The following is a 17,834-nucleotide window of genomic DNA, read 5'->3' on the forward strand; positions in this document are numbered from 1 at the left end:
GGCCACACACTTGACCGCCGACCAGCCAGGGCCGCCCGCGAGTATCCTCGAGCGCAGTCCTCAGCTTAGCGGCGCGGAGATCGTCGCCCACCTGACCCCTCCCCGGCAGTTCCAGACGGCGACCCTCGAGAGCTACCGACCGGACCGCGACTATCCGTCACAGGGCGCGGCCGTGGCCGCAATCCGGAACTTCGCCGCTGCAGCCACGACATCGAGCAAGGGATTCTTCTCGCGGAGGAAGTCCCCGGAGGCGAAACCGGGCATCTACCTCGACGGTGGATTCGGCGTCGGGAAGACCCACCTGCTCGCGGCCCTCTGGCACCTGGCGAGGGGCAGGAAGTATTTCGGCACCTTCATCGAATACACCGCCCTGGTCGGCGCACTCGGCTACGCCGAAACCGTGAAGACCCTGCGCGGTGCGACGCTGATCTGCATTGACGAGTTCGAACTCGACGATCCGGGCGACACCCGGTTGATGACCCGGCTGCTCTCCGAGTTGATCGGCAGCGGCACCCGGGTAGCGGCCACCTCCAACACTCCTCCCAACGCGCTTGGCGAGGGCCGGTTCGCGGCGGTCGACTTCCTCCGCGAAATCGATGCGATGGCCGCACAGTTCACCACGCTGCGGGTGGACGGCATCGATTACCGGCACCGGGACCGTTCTGGCAGCGCGATCTCGCTCAGCAACGAGGAGTTCGCTGCGGCGGTCGCCGAGGTCGAGGGCGCGATCACCGTCGACTCGTTCGGCGCCGTGCTGGGGCACCTGTCGAGCGTGCACCCCTCCCGCTATGTGAAGTTGGTCGAGGGGCTTTCAGCCGTCGGTTTCCGTGACGTGCACCTGCTGAGGAACCAGACGGATGCCCTGCGGCTCGTCGCCTTCGTTGACCGGTTGTATGACGCCCAGGTCCGGATCATCGCCACCGGGATCCCGATCGACCAGGTCTTCGCTGCCGACATGCTGGCTGGCGGCTACCGGAAGAAGTACCTCCGTGCAGTGTCACGGATGATCGCACTGACCTCCCAGGACGCCGAATAGCCGTCGGGTCCGGCCCGGCCTCTTGCTGCCGAAACACGTTGTTCACGCGGCGCCGACCTTCGTAACAGCGCGGAAACACTCGTGCGCCGTACCGGAAACGTCCCGGCCGGACACTGAGTGCACCAAACCGACGAGAGGTGCACACCATGAATTCTGGCGAACTGTCCTGGGCGATAACGGCCACAGCCCTGGTGCTCTTGATGACGCCGGGGCTCGCCTTCTTCTACGGCGGACTGGTGAAGGCGAAAAGCGTGGTCAGCATGATGATGATGAGCTTCGGCTCGCTCGCGCTGGTGGCGGTGCTCTGGGTGCTCTACGGGTTCAATATGTCGGCCGTCGCACACCCGGGCGACTTCGCCGGGAATCCGTTCAGCGACTTCGGCCTCGGATCTGCGGACAATGAGACGCTGATCGGTGCCGCCTTCGGCGCCACGTTCGCGATCATCACGGTGGCGCTGATCTCCGGATCCATCGCAGACCGCGCCAAGTTCGGGGCCTGGATGCTCTTCGCCGGGCTTTTCGCCACCCTCGTCTACTTCCCCGTGGCCGCCTGGGTGTGGGGTGGCGGCTGGATCCTCAACCTCGGCGAAGTGCTGGGGCTGCCCGCGGTGATCGACTACGCCGGCGGCACCGCCGTTCACATCAACGCGGGGGCTGCAGCCCTGGCCCTCGCCCTGGTTCTCGGCAAGCGCGTGCTCTTCGAGAAGGGTGCGCACAAGCCCCACAACGTCCCGTTGGTGCTCCTCGGCGCCGCGATCCTCTGGTTCGGCTGGTTCGGGTTCAACGCCGGTGCGGAGTTCGCCAATGGCCTGGCCGGGGTTGGTCTGATCGTTGTCAACACCCTGGGTGCGACGGCGGCAGCCATCCTGGGTTGGCTGGTGGTTGAAAAGCTCAAGGACGGCAAAGCGACTGCGGTCGGAGCGGCATCCGGTGCTGTGTCCGGATTGGTGGCGATCACTCCGGCTTGCGCCAACCTCACTCCCGGCTGGGCGTTGTTCCTCGGTCTGCTGGCAGGGACCGCCTGCGCGCTGGCCATCGAACTCAAGTTCCGGTTCCGCTACGACGACTCGCTCGACGTCGTCGGGATCCACCTGGTCGGCGGCCTCATCGGCACGCTGTACCTCGGCTTGTTCGCCACCGGTACCGGGTTGTTCACCGGGGGAGACTTCGGACAGTTCACGGTGCAATTGGTGGCTGCTTCCGCCGTGCTGGCCTACTCATTCGCTGTCGCATTCGCACTCGGATTCGCCATCGAGAAGACGATGGGCTTCCGGGTGAGGAACGAGGACGAGCTTGCCGGGCTCGACAAGGTCATGCACGGCGAAGAAGGCTACGCCATCCAGAACGCCTGAACGGTGATCAGTGATCACGGACGTCTCAGAATGAAACGGCGTCGGCGATCTTTCGCTAGTCTTCAGGCGGATTCACCTGGAGGGCAGCTATGGCACTTGGCACAATCGTCCTGGTCGCGGTGCTCGTGTTGGCGGGCGCTGCGGCCACCCTCGTGCAGGCGGCGGCCGTGGTGCACCGAGGCGGCAGCCGCGCATCCGCTGCGATCTTCGCGGCCGGCTGGTTGCTCCTGGTGTTCATCCCAGTCGCCTGGGGCATCTTCGGCGGGCAGACAGCGTGGTACGTGCAGGCGGTCGGCGCCTACGATTTCGCCGGGGCAATCCCGTTCCACCTCGGGGGCGGCGTCGGCGCACTCGCCATCCTGCTGTTCATTCCGCATCGTGATCGCCAGGGGTCGCCACGTATCCCGCGCAGCTGGCCGAGGCCCGTGCTCCTGGCCGGCATCGCCGCGCTGTGGATCGGCTGGCTGATGGTCATGGAGCTCGACCTGAACCCGTTCGTCCTCACCATCGTCATCAACAGCGTGGTGCTCGCCGGAACCTCCCTGGTCGTAGCGGTCATCCTCGAGCGGATGCTCAGGGGGCGCAACAGCACGAATGGTGCCGTGATCGGCCTGATCACCGGCCTGGCCGCTGCGACGGCATCCTGCGCTTTCCTGGAGCCGGCCACGGCCGGGATCACCGGACTCCTCGCGGGCACGATCGCCAGTGTGATCGCCTTCAGGAAGACGGCTGCGCGATTCTCCCTGGCGGGGGCTATCGCCATCACGAACCTCGTCGGGGGAGCAACCGGGCTTCTCATGATCGGGCTGCTCGAACCCACCCGCGGGTTCTTCTACACCGGCTCGTTCGCGCTGCCGGTAGCCCAGGGCACAGCGGTGATCGTGTGCGTGGTGTATTGCGTGCTGGTCGCGGTTCCCCTGGCCCTGGTAGCCGGTGGAAGGCCGCGGAGACGCGAAGCGGAGTGGGCGATACCGGACTCGAACCGATGACCTCTTCCGTGTGAAGGAAGCGCGCTACCAACTGCGCCAATCGCCCGCGCCCATAATCTTGCCACAGGTTTTGCGCGACACCCGTCACGGTTTGGCGATGCCAGAAATAATCGGCTAGAGTCATGCAGCACGCAGAAATGCGAGCAGTGCGGATGTGGCGCAGTGGTAGCGCATCACCTTGCCAAGGTGAGGGTCGCGAGTTCGAATCTCGTCATCCGCTCGAGTGAAGTATCACACCAGCGAAAGAACGGTACGTGCAGCAAAGCAACGTGTGAGAACCCACCATGGTGGCGTGGCCGAGAGGCGAGGCAGCGGCCTGCAAAGCCGTCCACACGGGTTCGAATCCCGTCGCCACCTCCACTCAACAACTTGTAGAAACAAGCGCCGGGCGATTGGCGCAGCGGTAGCGCGCTTCCCTGACACGGAAGAGGTCACTGGTTCGATCCCAGTATCGCCCACACAGAAAAACCCCCGGGAAACCGGGGGTTTTTGGCATTTATCGGCACTCCGCAACGACTCCGTGGTACCAGCGTGGTACCCGTCGAAGATGTCGGCGTGTCAGATGACGCCATAGGCGGTCAACCGGCTAAAGTCGGAATCTCTAGACATTGCCCTTAAGACATCAACACGGGGCGGGCCAAAGGCGGCCAACACTTGAGGACGCGTGCCAGCCGGGCACACAGCGGAGCTTGAGCCTGAGATGGCTCACCGGTGGTCCCTTGCAAAAAGCAATAATCGCTTAGCAAGGATGACCTGTGTTCAAAACACACCCTATGAATGAACCGCTCGCAGACGACATGCTGCGTGCTTACTCTCTGCCCGATGTGGCCGAACGCCTTGACGTGAGTCTTAAGACTGTCCGACGCATGATTGACGCGGGCGAGTTGAAAACCTTCCGCCCTCTTCGCAAGGGCCGCACTGTGCGCGTTAGCGAGCGCTCCCTCCGCGAACTCTTCGCCGACGCCGCTTAGAACGCCAGCGCTTCGCCCACCAAAAGAAGAACGCCCGACATGTCGAGTATCGGGCGTTCGTGATCCCTTCAAGGAACCAATTTCACATGGTCAAGATAGCAGAAACAGAATCACAGGGTCCCAAGCGCCCCCGTCGCCTCTCGGTGGTTTCGAACTTCATCCGAAGGATCGACATCGAGACGGCCTTCGACCGTAGGAACGTAATCCGCTATGCGGGCATAGTTCACGACAAGGATCCCGACACGGCGACTCACGCGCACGCCTTCGTGGAACTCAAGGACGGACGTACGGTCGACCAGGTCAAGGACTACTTCGACAAGCCCGCCATCGTAAAGCCTCTCGTCGGCAAGAGCGGCGATACGGGCTCCTTCGCCCGGGCCGTGCGTTATCTGACGCATGAGCATCAAAGCCAGCAGGACCTGGGCAAGTACCTCTATCCAGACGCGGAGGTGTTCGCCTCCGAGGGTTTCGACTGGCGCGCGGAGGTGAATGCGCTGACGGCGCGGGAAAGCAATGCCACGACGCCCAACGTTCGCCAGATTCGGCTCGACGTAATGCAGGGCCGAATGACCGCTCGTGATGTGCGCGAGCGCTATCCGAACGTGTACCTCGATCGCATGCTCGACCTCCATCGCCTTGAAGGTGACTTCAAGGATTTCCGCCAACAGAAGGTGTATGAGCAGGTCCGACGAGATCAGGCTGCCGGCTTGCCGATCGACTACGCAATGTTCGGGTGACCCCCATGACCGAGCCCTCCGAAGGGGCTCATCAGCAATCATCAAGACGAAACAGAGGACCTAATGAGTACCATCGAGGAAGAGATTGCAGCAGTCAAGGAAGCTGCGCAGAGGAAGCTCCGTGGCTTGCGTGAGCGCGAGCGGAAACAGCAGCAGGCGCTCGACCTGCGCGTCGTCGTGCTATTGCAAGAGCAGCACCCGAGCGCCTACGAGAAGCTACGTGCCGAGGCTCGGGCGCAGCTCGATGCCGAGGCGGTCAGGCGAGCTGATCGTGCTCGACGCCTGCCTCGCCCGCCTGCTGATGCTCAGCGTGCTGAGATGGTCAGCAGCGGCGATGCCGACGCTCGCCACAGCGGGCGCGGCGTCGTAGGTGCGCTCTAATGGGCGGTCAGTGGATTGCGCGCGGCGAGTGCTCGGGTGCGTCAGCACCAGGGCGCGATGCCGTGCTTCGGGTTTGGGGATCGAAGGGGAAGGGCGCAGCCCTGCCCCTCGCAAGCGGCGCACTGGAGGACGAGCGAAGCGATGTCCGACAGAGTGCCTGCTTGCCTTCTTTGGAGACAACCCGTTTCAATGCTCCGACCTTGGAGGTGTCACCATGAGCGGTGGAGCTGCGAGGCAACGGGCGCCGGAGTCACGCCACCAGCGCATCGACACGCGGTTCAGCGACGCTGAACTCGCTTTGGTGGAGCGCGTCTCTCGACGACGCGGGCTCGCTCCCTCGGCGTTTGTGCGCGGCGCGGCTTGCGCCGCGGCTAGCACGATGGAGGGGCGTGCCCCCGACGAGGGAGGGGCATCGGCGGCCTCGCCGGCAATTACGCCAGAGCAGGTCGCTGTCATCGATGCGACGCGCGTCGAGGTGAAGCGTGTGGGCGTGAACCTGAATCAGCTCGTGCGAGCCTCGCACCAAGGCGTGCTCGACCTCGGGGCGCTCGCTCCCGTGGTCGAGGCGCTGGCTGAGCAGGTTGCGCAGGCCATCGGTGTGCTCGGTGGGAGAGGGCAGCCATGAGCGTCACTGATGTCAAGTCTGACTATGACATCCGCGCAAGCGCTGACTACCTGGTGTTCGGTGTCGGTGCGAAGAAGAAGAAGCACAAGGTCGCGGGTACGAACCGTCTCGCGCCGGGCTTCTATTGCGACGCTCCGAGCGTCGAGGACTTCGTGGCCTTGGGCGACGAGCTCGCCAGGCAGAACAGCCGGAAGGTGAAAGCTCAAAGCTACGTGCTGTCGTTTTCACCCGAGGAGTTCGACGTGGATAGCCGGGCGGATCTTCAACGAGTCGGCGATGCCGGCTTCATGCTGGCGAAGAAAATGCATCCGAACTCTCCATGTCTGGTCGTGGTGCACGCCGATGGCAAAGGTCGTGCGGCACACGCCCACATCAAAGTTCTCAATCACGACACAGGGACCGGCAAGGCGCTCCGTGATTTCCGTGTGCACTGGCAGGTGAAGAAGGCCAACGATGAGCTGATGGTCGACCTTGGGATGCAGGTGCTCGAAGCGAAGCCGAAGCAACCGACTGACGCCTGGGCCACCAGGCGGAGCGAACTACCCGAGTACGAGCAGCAGCTCGGCGATTTGTGTGCCGAGGCAAAGGTCGAGGCGCTGGTCGAGACCCTGGCCGCACCCTCGCCGAGCATGGAGCATTTCACCGCCCTATTCACGGCGGCGTGTCATGCTCGGGGCGTTGAGCTGGTCACCGATGAGCACAAGGTCAAGAGCCGTAACCGCGCGGGAAAGCAACCGGGGGATACCTCCGTGGGGTTCACCTTCAAAATGCGGGACACGACCACGCCGAAGCACCGCATCCGTAGACGCAAGGCCTCGGCGCTGTCGTCGGAGTTCACGCACGACGCCATCGCCGCAGCGTTCGACGCGACGCAGCAGCCTGTCGTCCTTCCTTCCCAAGTTCCTGTGCCCCGGCGTTCTACTCGCCGCGCGAAGTCGGCGCGCTTGTGGAAGGAACAAGTGCAGGCATCGCTGGAAGAGGCCAACGCGCAGATCACGGTCGAGAGCGACCGGATGATCTCGGCGTACCTCCGGGAAAAGGAGGCGGCAAAGGCAATCGATCAGGCGCAGATGGCGCAGAAGGCTGAGACAGTGACTCATCCAGCGTCCGAGCAACCGACGAAGGCGATGGCGGCGCTTGAGGTGAGGCCCGCGAATCTTAGGAAGCACGCCCAGGAGGCCCAGGAGCCCTCTGTAAGCGCTCCAAAGGTCGCGGAGGCCCCCACGGACGTCTCGGTGGGAACGGAGCAGCAGACAGGCGCGGAGCTGGTCGACGGGACCAGTTCAGTCCTCGACGAGCCGGGCAGGAACTCTCGGGGAGTCGATCCGCATCTCGCAGCGGCGCGAAAGCGGCAGCATCGTCGCGATCGCATCCGATCGGAACTCGTCGCAGACGACGCTATGATCGAGGCGAAACGAAGCGCCGAGCGACCCACCTTGGGCGGCTAACGTCTACGTCCCCGGTCAGTAGGTTCGGTCCGACGAGAGGTGCCGGCCCTCGTGGCGCCTCCCGTCGCGTCGGCCGAACGTCCCCTAGCGTGGAGCGCATGGCCCTCACCCCCGAGCAACGCACCGCCCAACGGAAACTCGTCGGCACGCTGAACCTCAGGAGCTACATGTGGTTCGAGCCTGACTTTGGCTTCTGCATCTGGCGAAGTCAGCGAGCCTCAACGGAATGGAGTGCGGGAATTCCGGAGCTCAGCGCGCACTTCAAGACGTTGGAGATTCCGTTCGTTGTCCGAGTCGAGTTACTGAACATCGGGAAGCAGAGGAAGGCAGGCTTCACCTTGATTGTCCGATGGGACGACCTCCCGACACTCACGCGCTGGGTGCCCTCGTTTCAGAAGCAAGTCGACAACGCTCACGCGGAAATCGCGGCACAGTGAACCCGTTGTCGAACGCCGGCCGTGTCCTATCTCCGGAATTTCTCACGAAGCTCGTCGACGTTCATACAGCTCCCCGTGAGAAGGGCGTCTACGCCTGGTGGTTTACCCCGAGCGCCCTTTCTGTCCCAACCAACGGGTACGCCATGGCAGAAGGACGCGAGCTACTGTACGCCGGGATCGCTCCTCGGAAGCCGAGTTCGGCCGGCATCGAGAGCGCCAGTCGACTCCGTGCCCGTCTGACGACGCACGCAAGGAAGGACGCCTCCCGATCGACGCTCCGGTTGAGTCTCGGCGTCTTATTGCTGGACGAGCTGGGACTCACCCTCGGAATGCACCGTGGCCGCTTGAACTGGGGTCCGGAGGGCGAACTTGAGCTCACCCGCTGGATGAACGAGCACGCCCGTATCAGTTGGGTTGTGGATGACGAGCCTTGGGAGCTCGAGAGTGAACTGCTGGCAGGCATTTCGCTGCCGCTGAACGTGGACGGGCGTTCTGACGCGTTCGCTGTGTCGCTGTCCGAACGGCGGCGCCAACTCCGCCGTGGTGCCCGACTCAAGACTTGACTACTCGGCGGAGAAGTCTCCGGACTCGATCTGGGTGCCCTGCGCGTCGAACGGTGCGTGAGTGGGGGTGCCGGCGTTCTGGATCAGGTCGACAGCCACCCGAAGGACCAGTTCAACGCCATTGCCTTCCGACTGGATCGTATCCATGAGGTACTGGAAGGCCTCGAGAACCTCAGTATGGCTGGGAGATTCGTCTTGGCGCTGTTCTTTTTGAGGCAGTGCGGATGGCGGCAAATTCAAGTCTCGAGCGATCAACGTCACCAGGTAGTCGCTCATGGTCATCCCAAGTTCGTCGGCTCGGTTACGTGCGGCTTTTGCGAGCGGAAGTGGCGGGCGCGTGCCAAGAAGTTGCCGCCTACCCTTTGACGGACGTCCACCACGTGACTTCTCCACGAGCACAGTGAAGCATTTTTCGAGTGCTGTTGCCGGCATAAAGCGTGCCCACGTGAGCGTGACCAGGTCCACCTTGTGCACGATTTTGCTCACATATGAGTGGACTACTGGTCGAATGAATTGCTCGATAAATTTGTACCTTGCTGGCGTGTCTCCGTTGTCGGCGATGCCGGGCATCCGGGTCAATCAAGAGGAACGAATGACTGAAGCAACTTGGCGCGATGAGTGGTCCGTGTTTCGTGTGAATCTCGTAGAAGAGACAGCCCGGTGCCTGGCGGATCAGCAGTCGGCTGCGACAGCTGGGCAGCGACCGCGATGGGAAGCACTCACTGGCGAGCAACAGAACAACTTGGTGGAGAACATCGCTGGTATCTTCCTCGCTCAAGATCAGGCAATGCACAATTTGGATAAGCGGGGCCTAATCCCCTGAAATGCCGGGAGTCGAGCGGAAACTGCAACTGAGTCGGGGCGACGGACCCCACGCGAGCTTTGAACCGCACCAAGCAGGAGCCCGCTATTTGCTCGTTCCCGCTGCCGGCAGGTTGAGTCCACCAACGTAGGCCTGGATACACATGTCGAGGACAAGCAGCGACCCGGGATGGACGTCGTTGACATCGACGTCGCCGTGGTCGTCGAACGTCCCTATGTCTTTTTCGACCTGTACCCAGAAGCGGGAGATATCGCGCATGATCTGAACGGCATCCGTCAGTAGGTCGACATCAGGCTCTGAATCGACGTCGACGATGAACTTCGCGAGTTCATGAGTCAGTTCATGACGGTGATCGTAGATCTCTTCTAGCCGGGCAACCTGTGTCGACGTAATTGCCTCCGAAGTTCGTAGCCATTCCAGAGACGCGCGAAACGGTGCATTTGGCGCCAGAGCGAGCACGTCCCGCTTGTACGACTCTTTCCCGTGCTCGCCCGTAAGCCACGTGCCGTCGTCTAGCGGGCTGTGTCCGTAAAAGCCCTTGACGTCCTCGATGACGGTGCGCTTGAGCATTTCGTGCACCATTTGGTACAGACCGGCGAACGCCAATGTCGAACGAACGCGCTCCGGCGAGAGCTTGGCTTTGAGCCGTTCACGCCACGCCTGTGGGTTGCTTTCGTAGCTCATTCGATCAGCTTGGCAGCATGGTAAGGCTCCCCGCGTCACTCTTTCGAGCTCGGTCCGAGTCACGAGTACAGCAACTCCGCAGACCTTTCGAAGCAGCCGACGTTGGGGCTAGGCGTTTCGCGCTAGTTCAGAGGGATCTGTGCCTAGGCCATGGCGCTCTTCCAGCACTTTCGCGCTCCGATAGGATCGGCATCAGGTTCGCCGCCCACGTCTGCATGAGTTGGCGAACTTTAGTTACGTAAAGGGGGACGCTCATTGTCGCGGTTATCGGACCTCTTGCGCGCTGCAAAACAGCTTGATCCGCAGCTTGGTGAGGACCTGGAGGCAGAGCTCCGGCCGCTGCAGAAGCGACTTCCCTTCGGCCTCAACTTTGAGCGCCACGCTCCCGAGGCAGTCGAGCTTCCGGGGCACAAGACCCGCAAGGCAAGCAAGGTACGCGTCCTCACTCCCCGGGGCTCGACCGCACGCGGCGACCAGCGTCTGTGGCGCGTCGAGGCGATCACAGGCGAGCGTGCGGAGATCTCGCTCCTCGACGAGGCCGGCGATGAGACGGCCACTGTGCCACTTGACGATCTCGTGCTAGTCGCCGAGTTCCGCGACCGGATCTACCCGGGCCTGAGACCGGACGACACAGTGGAGCACGGAGGAGACAAGCCGTTTCACACAGTCATTAACGGGGAGAACTTCCACGTCCTCGAGCAGCTGACCTTTACACACGAGCACGCGGTAGATGCGATCTACATCGACCCGCCCTACAACACGGGGGCTCGGGACTGGAAATACAACAACGATTACGTAGAGGGCGACGATCTATACAGGCACTCGAAGTGGCTCGCGTTCATGGAGCGGCGACTCAAGATCGCCAAGCGACTACTGAAACCGGACGACTCGGTGCTCATCGTTACGATCGATGAGAAGGAGTACCTCCGACTTGGACTGCTGCTGGAGCAGACCTTCCCCGAGGCTCGCATCCAGATGGTTTCGTCGGTGATCAATCCCGCGAGCTCTGCGCGAAGAGGCGAGTTCGGGCGCAGCAACGAGTACATCTTTTTCGTCTACTTCGGCGAGGCAGCCCCTTCGCCACTGGTGCTGGATCCGGCTTGGTTCGGTAAGACCTCTGGAAAGCGCAAAGACCGTATACGTTGGCAAGAGCTTTCACGGCGAGGCGACAACGGACGCCGCGTGGCGCGGCCAAACCTCTTCTATCCGCTGTACGTGCATGAGGATGGGTCCTCAGTTCACTCAGTTGGTGATGAAATTTCGGCGGATGCAAATATTGAATCGGTCAAGGCGCCCGCCGGAACTATTGCGATCTGGCCAATTCGGCAGGACGGGTCGCACGGAACCTGGGGACGAAATGCTGAGTCGTTGCGCAACGCTCTCAGCCAGGGATTTGTCCGGTTGGGTGGTTTCACGCCAAGAGGGATGGCGCTCTATCATCTGGCTTCTGGCGAGCAGAAAAAGGTCCTTGACGGCACATACCCCGTCATCGGGCACCGTCCGGACGGGTCCGTCATTGTCGACGACTCAGAGTATCGGACCGCCCTCGTTCCTGGCACACAGTGGGATATCCCATCCCACGACGCAAGCACATTTGGGTCTGCGTTGCTGGCGCGAATCTTGCCAGGACGTCGATTCCCATTCCCGAAGTCCCTCTACGCCGTCGAGGACGTCCTTCGGTTCTTCGTCGCTCACAAGCCTCGCGCGGTAATCGTCGACTTCTTCTCGGGGTCCGGGACTACAGCTCATGCCGTCATGCGCCTCAACCGTCAAGACAACGGGCGACGGCAGTGCATCCTTGTGACAAACAACGAAGTCTCCGCCGAGGAGCAAATCGAGCTGCGAAAGCAGGAACTACGACCTGGCGATGCTGCCTGGGAGCAACACGGGATCTGCGAGTACGTGACTAAGCCGCGGATTCGCGCCGCAATCACAGGCACAACACCAGACGGCGAGCCAATCAAGGGCGATTATAAGTTCGCCGACGAGTTCAACATGGCCGACGGGTTCGAGGAGAACGCTGCGTTTTTCACGCTGACTTACGAGTCGCCGTGGACGGTGAGCAACGATCGTGCGTTCGCCGCCATCGCGCCGATGCTTTGGCTTCGGGCAGGGGCCACCGGCAACCGCATCGAAGCCGTACCCGACGGCTGGGAGGTCGCCGACACGTACGGCATCCTCAAGGACCTCGATCAGGCCTCCGAGTTCGTGGCTGCATTACAGGAAATGGATGATCTGCGCATCGCCTATATCGTCACGGACGACGAGGGCCGCTACCAGCAGGTCGCGAACGAGATCTCGGGAATTGAGACTGTGCGCCTCTACGAGGACTACCTCCGCAACTGCGAGAGCACAGGGGACTTCTGATGCGCTTCACACTCAAGGACTATCAATCTGACGCCGTCGGTGACACTCTGCGTGAGCTCGCTGACGCGCGCGAGATCTACCACGGCGCACGCAGGCGCGTCGGGTCTGTGGCACTTACTGCGGCAACCGGCTCAGGCAAGACTGTAATGGCAGCTGCCGTGATCGAGGCGCTCTTCTGGGGTAGCGACGACTTCGACGTGATACCGGATCCTGGCGCGGTCGTGCTGTGGTTTAGCGACGACCCGTCGCTAAACCAGCAGACGCGGCACCGGCTCGAGCAGGCGTCTGACCGGCTTCGGAACCGCCTTGTCACCGTCGAACACCCGTTCAGGTACCCGAAGCTCCAGGCCGGTCACGTCTACTTTCTCAACACTTCGAAGCTCTCCCGAAACAGCTTGCTCGTGCGAGGGCACGACGACTCGAACGTGCTCTCCGGCATCGAGGCGCACCCCGACACTGTGCCGTTTACATTTTGGGACACCCTGCGCAACACGATCGAGGACGAAAAGCTCACGCTCTACATGGTCCTCGACGAGGCCCACAGGGGAATGGGCAAGAGCGCCTCCGACACGCCGACGATAGTGAAGCGCCTTATCAACGGCCAAAGCGGCGTGCCTCCGATGCCAATCGTGTGGGGCATCTCAGCGACAGTGCAGCGTTTCGAGGAGGCGATGCATGCGGCTCAGGTGGAGGAAAACCGTCTTCACCTCCGAACGATCACGGTCGACCCCATGCGCATCCAGGAGTCCGGTCTTCTCAAGGACGACATCATTCTCGACTTCCCAGCGGAGACGGGCGACTTCAACACCGTGCTTCTGCGCCGCGGCGTTCGCAAAGTCAAGGCGCTCTCCGATGCGTGGGCGAAGTACGCTCGAGCACAGGACGACCCCGAGCCGGTCAAACCGCTCTTGGTGCTGCAAGTGCCGAACAAGCCTTCCCCAGCGGAGGTGTCCTCGGCAATCGATGTGATTCGCGACGAATGGCCAGAGCTGGAGCCGGACTCGCTCGCTCACGTGTTCGGCGACCACACCGCGCAGACGTTCGGACCGCATAGCGTGCCGTACATCTCTCCTGAGCGCGTCCAAGACGCGACGTATGTCCGCGTGCTGCTCGCGAAGGACGCAATCAGCACCGGCTGGGACTGCCCCCGCGCCGAAGTGATGGTGTCGTTCCGTCCTGCGCAGGACGAGACGCACATCACGCAACTTCTCGGCCGCATGATTCGAAGTCCTCTCGCCCGCAGAATCGAGGGTGACAACCTCCTGAACAGCGTCGAGTGCATCCTGCCGCGCTTCAATAAGGCCACTGCCAGCCTGGTGTTAGAGAAGATCATGGGCAACGATCTGATCGGGGGCAGCGAAGCCGGGCAGCGTGTCCTCATTGACCCGCAGCTCATGACGCCGAACAGTGGCGTGCCTCACGAGGTGTGGGACCTGTTCACTGAACTCCCCGCGGAGACGCTCCCTCGCAAGCACGCGAACCCGATCAAGCGGCTGACCTCGCTGGCGCACGCGCTTGCAGCGGACCGGCTGGTACCGGAAGCTGGCAAGATCGCTCACGAGCGGCTCCACGGCGTTCTAAACGGGCTTGCAGCCCAATACCCAAGCGAGCTGGAGAAGGCGAAGACGGACGTGCTCACCGTCGCAGGCGCGACCCTCCACGGCTCCGCACGTCACGGACTCCGACGGGACGACGCTTGGATGGAGGTCGCCGACGACCGTGCGATACAAGACTCATATCGCAATGGGGCGCGTACAATCACGCCGGATATCGCTCGGACATACATCGACCATCTCGCTGGGAACATTGACGACGAGGAAATGCTTCGCGACGCCCACGTCCGCGTAGCTGCGCTGGCGATGCTGCCGCAAACGCGGCCCGCGCTCGACGAGGCGGCCGACAAAATTTCGGCAGAATGGCTGAACCAGCATCGCGTCCCTATCAAGGCGCTGTCCGAGTCCCGCCAGAGCTTGTACGCCGAGATCACCGCCATGAGCACGGACCCGCAGCTGATCTCGATGGCACTACCGAGAAACCGGCAGGAGGAGATGAAGCGCTCCGTTGGCGAGTCGACGCAGCTGCTCGAGCGACGTCCGCTCCATCTGCTCGCGGATGAAAAGGGCATGTTTCCTGTCGGGAAGCTAAACCCCGATGAGATTCAAGTGCTGGACACGGAGATCTCGCACGGCGACATGCTCGCGTGGTACCGAAACCCAACCGGCGGGCGTGACTCCATGAGCATCGCCTACCAGGACCGCCATGGGGACTGGCGCACGCTGCGGCCTGACTTCTTATTCTTCGTCGACACCGAGTCCGGTGTGCGAGCGAGCATCGTCGACCCGCATGGCTCCTGGCTGCCTGACGCTGTTTGGAAACTTCACGGCATGGCTAGGTTCGCCGAGGTCTATGGCGACCGGTTCCACCGGATCGAGTCGATCTCGCGGATCGATGGCGAGCTCCGCGTGCTCGACTTCAAGCTCGCCGAGGTGAGAGCGAAGGTCCTTGCCGAGTCGGATGCCAGGTTCGCCTACGACCGCGCAGCGGTGGCTTACTGATTCGGAGGATCACGCACATGAATCCCGCGCTCAATCCCGTCGACTGGTTCTTCGCGGCCGAGCCCGCAATCAAGATCAGCGTTCTTGCGCTTGGCTGGTCGCTGGTCACTTCAGCTATCGCTTTTGGTGGACTCATTACGGCGATCCGCTCACTCAACGCGACGAGGCGCCAAGAAGCTCGTCGTCAACCTAAGGTCGTGATCACGTACCTGGAGAGCTCGTCGGTCACGACGGACCTCGGCACCGAGTACACCTTTCGCGTAAGAGCGAAGAACCCAACCGACGCTAGTAATGCGATCACATCCGGTGAGCTGGAAATCCGGTACATGGTTGACGCCAGCCTCGTCTCGCTGCGTCTCCATAGCCTTGACGCCGACGGTGCGCTCAACCTCCCCGCGACCATCGCTGCGGGGACGAGTCTCGAAGGAGATGTCAGGTTCTTCGCTGCGGTGGGGCTCCTCGAAGGGCGGAGGCCGCGAGACTTCGTGGCTATCTTCACCGACACGTTCGAGAACAAAAGCGAGATACCTGTTGAGATAGTTAATGCCAGGACGCCCACCTCATGAGAGTGCAGCGATCCCCACGAGATCGGGTAGTACCGGCCACCAGTTCCGCAGCCATCGCCAACGTTGACACGGCCGGTGGAAGGCTGATTCCAGTAATCATGGTCGATGCGACGGGCCACCCCGAAATCACAGAGCTCATCCGTGCACACGCACACACACCCGCCGGTGACTGCAAATCGCAATGGGCGACCGCGCTTGGAAGCTCGGACGTCGTGCGCCTCCAACTCGAGTTCGAGCGACCGGTGGCTACCGAGTTCCTAATCGGGTTCGAGCTCCCCAAGTTCGCGGGTGCCATCGACAACATCCTTCGAGCGAGAAGCATGTACTTACTTGAGGGCGACGTCGATTCAACGTTCACGAGCACCGACGGTCAGCCACGTATTCTCGTGGAGCTTCCGTCAACGGGATTCGAGGCGGCCTGGCAGCGGATCTTCCGCAAATCTGTCGCGAACATGTTCCGCGAAGAGGGCCAGGGCCGAGGAGCGTCAAGAGCGCTCGCGGATAGATTCATCGCTGAATGGCGCTCCCAGACGACCTTCGACCTATGAGAGCGGACCGGTTCGGCGGTTCCCCAGATGGACTGGATCGAATCCAGGCAGAAATTCCCTTCTAGGTTCCTTCGCACCCCGGTAACGAGCGCACGGGTAGCGCGTCATCCGGTAGTGCGTCGGCGCCAATGACACGCCAATCCTCTCCGAGGACCCCGTGAAACCCGAACAGGCAGATGATGCTCACCCAGCGGTTGATCGCGTCCGCGACCGCACCGCGTAGAACTAACTCAAACGAATCGAAGTCATCGCCGTCGAGTGCACGTTTATAGAGGTCCGAGAGCGCCTTGTCGCTGTCGATCGCTGCTCGCTCTACTTCTTCCCACATGTCGCGCGACGATCGGGACTTAACCTCGCCACCTCGGATCTGGTCCAAGTGGTGATAGCGACCGGCGTCCGCGTAGTTCCTGAGCGCTTGGATCGCAGCAGTCCAGACTGGATCGTTGTCCAGAGTGCAGATCCACGAATCTAGAAGCCGTTTGTGCTCCCAGTCGCCCTCGGCCACGGCCTCTCGGAGGGTGTCACGCAGCCGGGCGTCCATCTCGTCGAGCGCGTGACCCCAACCATCTCGCGTGAAACCCATATTCTTGGGCCACCCTTCGCCACGGGACACGGCCGCAGTTCCGAGCGCGAGCTTCATCAAACGCTCTACACCGATCGAATAGGTGGCAAGCACAGCGTCGAGGTCGCGCTCCAGCGTTCCTTCTTGCCGAAGAAGGCGGTCGGCCGAGGCAAGGACACGGCGAGCAGAGGTGACCTCTGGGAGTAGCCCAGTGAACCACTGTTGACTGGTGAAACCTGATCCCTCGCGCATGGTTCGAGCCTATCGGCGGGCTGTCAACCGGGGTGTACCCAATCGAGCAGGTCGAGAATCCGCCGAATATGTGTCAATCAGGGTCCGGCCGCCATCCCATTTGACAGAGTTGACGGAGGGCCTTCGAGAGGATCACCGGAGCGCGCCGCGTCACTGTGGATAACTCGAACAGGTCGAGATCGAGGCCCGATAGCATCGGCCCATGCTCAGACCAGTAGACAACAATGAGTCCCCCGAGTTACCCGATACCGACTTCGAGTTCCTGGCAGACAGTGAGGTGAATGATACTGACGGTTTGCGGACCGTCTTGCACGACCGGGAAAATTTGACGACTGCCTCATCGATTAGAAGGAGCGAATAGCGTCCACCAATTCGCCAAGCGCCATGCCGTCCGCTGCTCGTAAGCCAGTTTGAGGCATTTTTTGCGCGGGCTCAGGAGTGCGAAATTCGCGGTGCGAGCTGCTTTAGGACGTATTTTCTGAGCCTGCGGATTGGGGCCTCCGGACTCGGACGTCGCATCCACGCACCTACACGTAGACCCGCACGAGCGTCCATCCACCACCGTTCTGTCGAATGTCGAACATGCGAGTTGTCCCATCTTCGGTTGTGCCCTGAAATCGCCATCCGACGATTCCGGCTGGCGGGTGAGTGACCCAATAGAACTCATCCTCGAGCGGCGTGGGGCGGTCGCTGACCCGAAATCGTTTGCCGTTCCAAACGAGTCGATCAGGGGTGCCGTCGGTGAGCCAGACGGCCACGGTGTCGGTGGTTGCGATCATTCTTGACTCCTCAAACATTCGAACATACATTCGAGAGTTAACGAGCATACGACCAACCTCGCGACACGCCAAAGGATGATTTCTTACTATGCGGCACTCTCGTCAGGATGCGCTCGACACGGCCGCTCGAAGAGCACGAACGTCGGAGCCGAAGTGGCA

The 17,834-nt window shown here is 62.0% G+C and carries 18 protein-coding genes and 4 tRNA genes; 17 read left to right on the forward strand and 5 right to left on the reverse strand.

The annotated features are described in order from the left end of the window. Window positions 1-10: 10 nt before the first annotated feature. The 3 genes from zapE (at window position 11) to ACX3PH_RS08170 (ending at window position 3,377) form a co-directional block, all read left to right on the forward strand. Window positions 11-1,036, forward strand: coding sequence for a cell division protein ZapE (zapE, locus tag ACX3PH_RS08160; protein WP_459091244.1), 1,026 nt, complete (start codon window positions 11-13; stop codon window positions 1,034-1,036). 146 nt (window positions 1,037-1,182) lie between these two features. Further along, the gene (locus tag ACX3PH_RS08165; RefSeq protein ID WP_459091246.1) at window positions 1,183-2,388 is read left to right on the forward strand and encodes an ammonium transporter; all 1,206 of its coding nucleotides are present in this window, start codon (window positions 1,183-1,185) and stop codon (window positions 2,386-2,388) included. Window positions 2,389-2,477: 89 nt separating this feature from the next. Beyond that, window positions 2,478-3,377: a hypothetical protein gene (locus ACX3PH_RS08170; protein WP_459091248.1), complete on the forward strand. Its 900-nt coding sequence runs from the start codon at window positions 2,478-2,480 to the stop codon at window positions 3,375-3,377. Here ACX3PH_RS08170 and ACX3PH_RS08175 read toward each other — a convergent pair. Beyond that, window positions 3,351-3,423, reverse strand: a tRNA-Val gene (locus ACX3PH_RS08175). The genes ACX3PH_RS08170 and ACX3PH_RS08175 overlap by 27 nt on opposite strands. Window positions 3,424-3,525: 102 nt before the next feature. On the opposite strand from ACX3PH_RS08175, the gene ACX3PH_RS08180 reads away from it, so the two are divergent. From ACX3PH_RS08180 to ACX3PH_RS08225, 10 genes are all read left to right on the forward strand, one after another. Continuing rightward, a tRNA-Gly gene (locus ACX3PH_RS08180) sits at window positions 3,526-3,597 on the forward strand. Window positions 3,598-3,663: 66 nt separating this feature from the next. Further along, window positions 3,664-3,737 (forward strand) — tRNA-Cys (locus ACX3PH_RS08185). A gap of 26 nt (window positions 3,738-3,763) precedes the next feature. Continuing rightward, window positions 3,764-3,835, forward strand: a tRNA-Val gene (locus tag ACX3PH_RS08190). 315 nt (window positions 3,836-4,150) lie between these two features. Next, on the forward strand, window positions 4,151-4,348 hold the full coding sequence (locus ACX3PH_RS08195; protein ID WP_459091250.1) for a helix-turn-helix domain-containing protein: 198 nt from the start codon (window positions 4,151-4,153) through the stop codon (window positions 4,346-4,348). Between the two features lie 86 nt (window positions 4,349-4,434). Beyond that, window positions 4,435-5,085, forward strand: a complete 651-nt coding sequence (locus ACX3PH_RS08200; RefSeq protein WP_459091252.1) for a hypothetical protein — start codon at window positions 4,435-4,437, stop codon at window positions 5,083-5,085. A gap of 63 nt (window positions 5,086-5,148) precedes the next feature. Next, window positions 5,149-5,466 (forward strand): hypothetical protein, encoded by a 318-nt coding sequence (locus ACX3PH_RS08205; RefSeq protein WP_459091254.1) that lies wholly within the window; start codon window positions 5,149-5,151, stop codon window positions 5,464-5,466. A 214-nt stretch (window positions 5,467-5,680) separates the two neighbouring features. Next, the gene (locus ACX3PH_RS08210; RefSeq protein ID WP_459091256.1) at window positions 5,681-6,091 is read left to right on the forward strand and encodes a hypothetical protein; all 411 of its coding nucleotides are present in this window, start codon (window positions 5,681-5,683) and stop codon (window positions 6,089-6,091) included. Window positions 6,092-6,144: 53 nt separating this feature from the next. Beyond that, a complete protein-coding gene (locus tag ACX3PH_RS08215) occupies window positions 6,145-7,539 on the forward strand; it encodes a relaxase/mobilization nuclease domain-containing protein (RefSeq protein ID WP_459091258.1) in 1,395 nt (464 codons plus the stop codon). Window positions 7,540-7,637: 98 nt separating this feature from the next. Further along, window positions 7,638-7,976: a hypothetical protein gene (locus tag ACX3PH_RS08220; RefSeq protein WP_459091260.1), complete on the forward strand. Its 339-nt coding sequence runs from the start codon at window positions 7,638-7,640 to the stop codon at window positions 7,974-7,976. Further along, window positions 7,889-8,539 (forward strand): GIY-YIG nuclease family protein, encoded by a 651-nt coding sequence (locus tag ACX3PH_RS08225; RefSeq protein ID WP_459091262.1) that lies wholly within the window; start codon window positions 7,889-7,891, stop codon window positions 8,537-8,539. Before ACX3PH_RS08220 ends, ACX3PH_RS08225 begins: the two co-directional genes overlap by 88 nt. Here ACX3PH_RS08225 and ACX3PH_RS08230 read toward each other — a convergent pair whose 3' ends face one another. Further along, window positions 8,540-9,109, reverse strand: coding sequence for a hypothetical protein (locus ACX3PH_RS08230; RefSeq protein WP_459091264.1), 570 nt, complete (start codon window positions 9,107-9,109; stop codon window positions 8,540-8,542). A gap of 337 nt (window positions 9,110-9,446) precedes the next feature. Further along, window positions 9,447-10,046 (reverse strand): hypothetical protein, encoded by a 600-nt coding sequence (locus ACX3PH_RS08235; protein ID WP_459091266.1) that lies wholly within the window; start codon window positions 10,044-10,046, stop codon window positions 9,447-9,449. A gap of 276 nt (window positions 10,047-10,322) precedes the next feature. Here ACX3PH_RS08235 and ACX3PH_RS08240 point away from each other — a divergent pair, with 276 nt between their 5' ends. The 4 genes from ACX3PH_RS08240 (at window position 10,323) to ACX3PH_RS08255 (ending at window position 16,082) form a co-directional block, all read left to right on the forward strand. Next, entirely contained in the window at window positions 10,323-12,413 is a 2,091-nt protein-coding gene (locus ACX3PH_RS08240) for a site-specific DNA-methyltransferase (protein ID WP_459091268.1), read from the forward strand. Then, window positions 12,413-14,968 (forward strand): DEAD/DEAH box helicase, encoded by a 2,556-nt coding sequence (locus tag ACX3PH_RS08245; RefSeq protein ID WP_459091270.1) that lies wholly within the window; start codon window positions 12,413-12,415, stop codon window positions 14,966-14,968. The genes ACX3PH_RS08240 and ACX3PH_RS08245 overlap by 1 nt, the downstream gene beginning before the upstream one ends. A gap of 17 nt (window positions 14,969-14,985) precedes the next feature. Next, window positions 14,986-15,534 carry a hypothetical protein gene (locus ACX3PH_RS08250; protein WP_459091272.1) on the forward strand — a complete coding sequence of 183 codons (549 nt, stop codon included), beginning with the start codon at window positions 14,986-14,988 and terminating at the stop codon, window positions 15,532-15,534. 98 nt (window positions 15,535-15,632) lie between these two features. Further along, window positions 15,633-16,082 carry a hypothetical protein gene (locus ACX3PH_RS08255; RefSeq protein WP_459091274.1) on the forward strand — a complete coding sequence of 150 codons (450 nt, stop codon included), beginning with the start codon at window positions 15,633-15,635 and terminating at the stop codon, window positions 16,080-16,082. Between the two features lie 61 nt (window positions 16,083-16,143). Here the strand turns inward: ACX3PH_RS08255 and ACX3PH_RS08260 are convergent, their stop codons facing one another. Continuing rightward, on the reverse strand, window positions 16,144-16,896 hold the full coding sequence (locus tag ACX3PH_RS08260) for a hypothetical protein (protein WP_459091276.1): 753 nt from the start codon (window positions 16,894-16,896) through the stop codon (window positions 16,144-16,146). Window positions 16,897-17,423: 527 nt separating this feature from the next. Further along, window positions 17,424-17,675, reverse strand: a complete 252-nt coding sequence (locus ACX3PH_RS08265) for a DUF6504 family protein (protein ID WP_459091278.1) — start codon at window positions 17,673-17,675, stop codon at window positions 17,424-17,426. Window positions 17,676-17,834 lie beyond the last annotated feature (159 nt).

The sequence above is a fragment of the Homoserinimonas sp. A520 genome (assembly GCF_054489245.1).

Excerpts from the sequence above, each read along its gene's own strand:
- ACX3PH_RS08165 (WP_459091246.1), top strand. The coding sequence starts at position 1,183 with ATGAATTCTGGCGAACTGTCCTGGGCGATAACGGCCACAGCCCTGGTG.
- ACX3PH_RS08170 (WP_459091248.1), top strand. The coding sequence starts at position 2,478 with ATGGCACTTGGCACAATCGTCCTGGTCGCGGTGCTCGTGTTGGCGGGC.
- ACX3PH_RS08195 (WP_459091250.1), top strand. The coding sequence starts at position 4,151 with ATGAATGAACCGCTCGCAGACGACATGCTGCGTGCTTACTCTCTGCCC.
- ACX3PH_RS08200 (WP_459091252.1), top strand. The coding sequence starts at position 4,435 with ATGGTCAAGATAGCAGAAACAGAATCACAGGGTCCCAAGCGCCCCCGT.
- ACX3PH_RS08205 (WP_459091254.1), top strand. The coding sequence starts at position 5,149 with ATGAGTACCATCGAGGAAGAGATTGCAGCAGTCAAGGAAGCTGCGCAG.
- ACX3PH_RS08210 (WP_459091256.1), top strand. The coding sequence starts at position 5,681 with ATGAGCGGTGGAGCTGCGAGGCAACGGGCGCCGGAGTCACGCCACCAG.
- ACX3PH_RS08220 (WP_459091260.1), top strand. The coding sequence starts at position 7,638 with ATGGCCCTCACCCCCGAGCAACGCACCGCCCAACGGAAACTCGTCGGC.
- ACX3PH_RS08225 (WP_459091262.1), top strand. The coding sequence starts at position 7,889 with ATGGGACGACCTCCCGACACTCACGCGCTGGGTGCCCTCGTTTCAGAA.
- ACX3PH_RS08230 (WP_459091264.1), bottom strand. The coding sequence starts at position 9,109 with ATGCCCGGCATCGCCGACAACGGAGACACGCCAGCAAGGTACAAATTT.
- ACX3PH_RS08235 (WP_459091266.1), bottom strand. The coding sequence starts at position 10,046 with ATGAGCTACGAAAGCAACCCACAGGCGTGGCGTGAACGGCTCAAAGCC.
- ACX3PH_RS08245 (WP_459091270.1), top strand. The coding sequence starts at position 12,413 with ATGCGCTTCACACTCAAGGACTATCAATCTGACGCCGTCGGTGACACT.
- ACX3PH_RS08250 (WP_459091272.1), top strand. The coding sequence starts at position 14,986 with ATGAATCCCGCGCTCAATCCCGTCGACTGGTTCTTCGCGGCCGAGCCC.
- ACX3PH_RS08255 (WP_459091274.1), top strand. The coding sequence starts at position 15,633 with ATGGTCGATGCGACGGGCCACCCCGAAATCACAGAGCTCATCCGTGCA.
- ACX3PH_RS08260 (WP_459091276.1), bottom strand. The coding sequence starts at position 16,896 with ATGCGCGAGGGATCAGGTTTCACCAGTCAACAGTGGTTCACTGGGCTA.
- ACX3PH_RS08265 (WP_459091278.1), bottom strand. The coding sequence starts at position 17,675 with ATGATCGCAACCACCGACACCGTGGCCGTCTGGCTCACCGACGGCACC.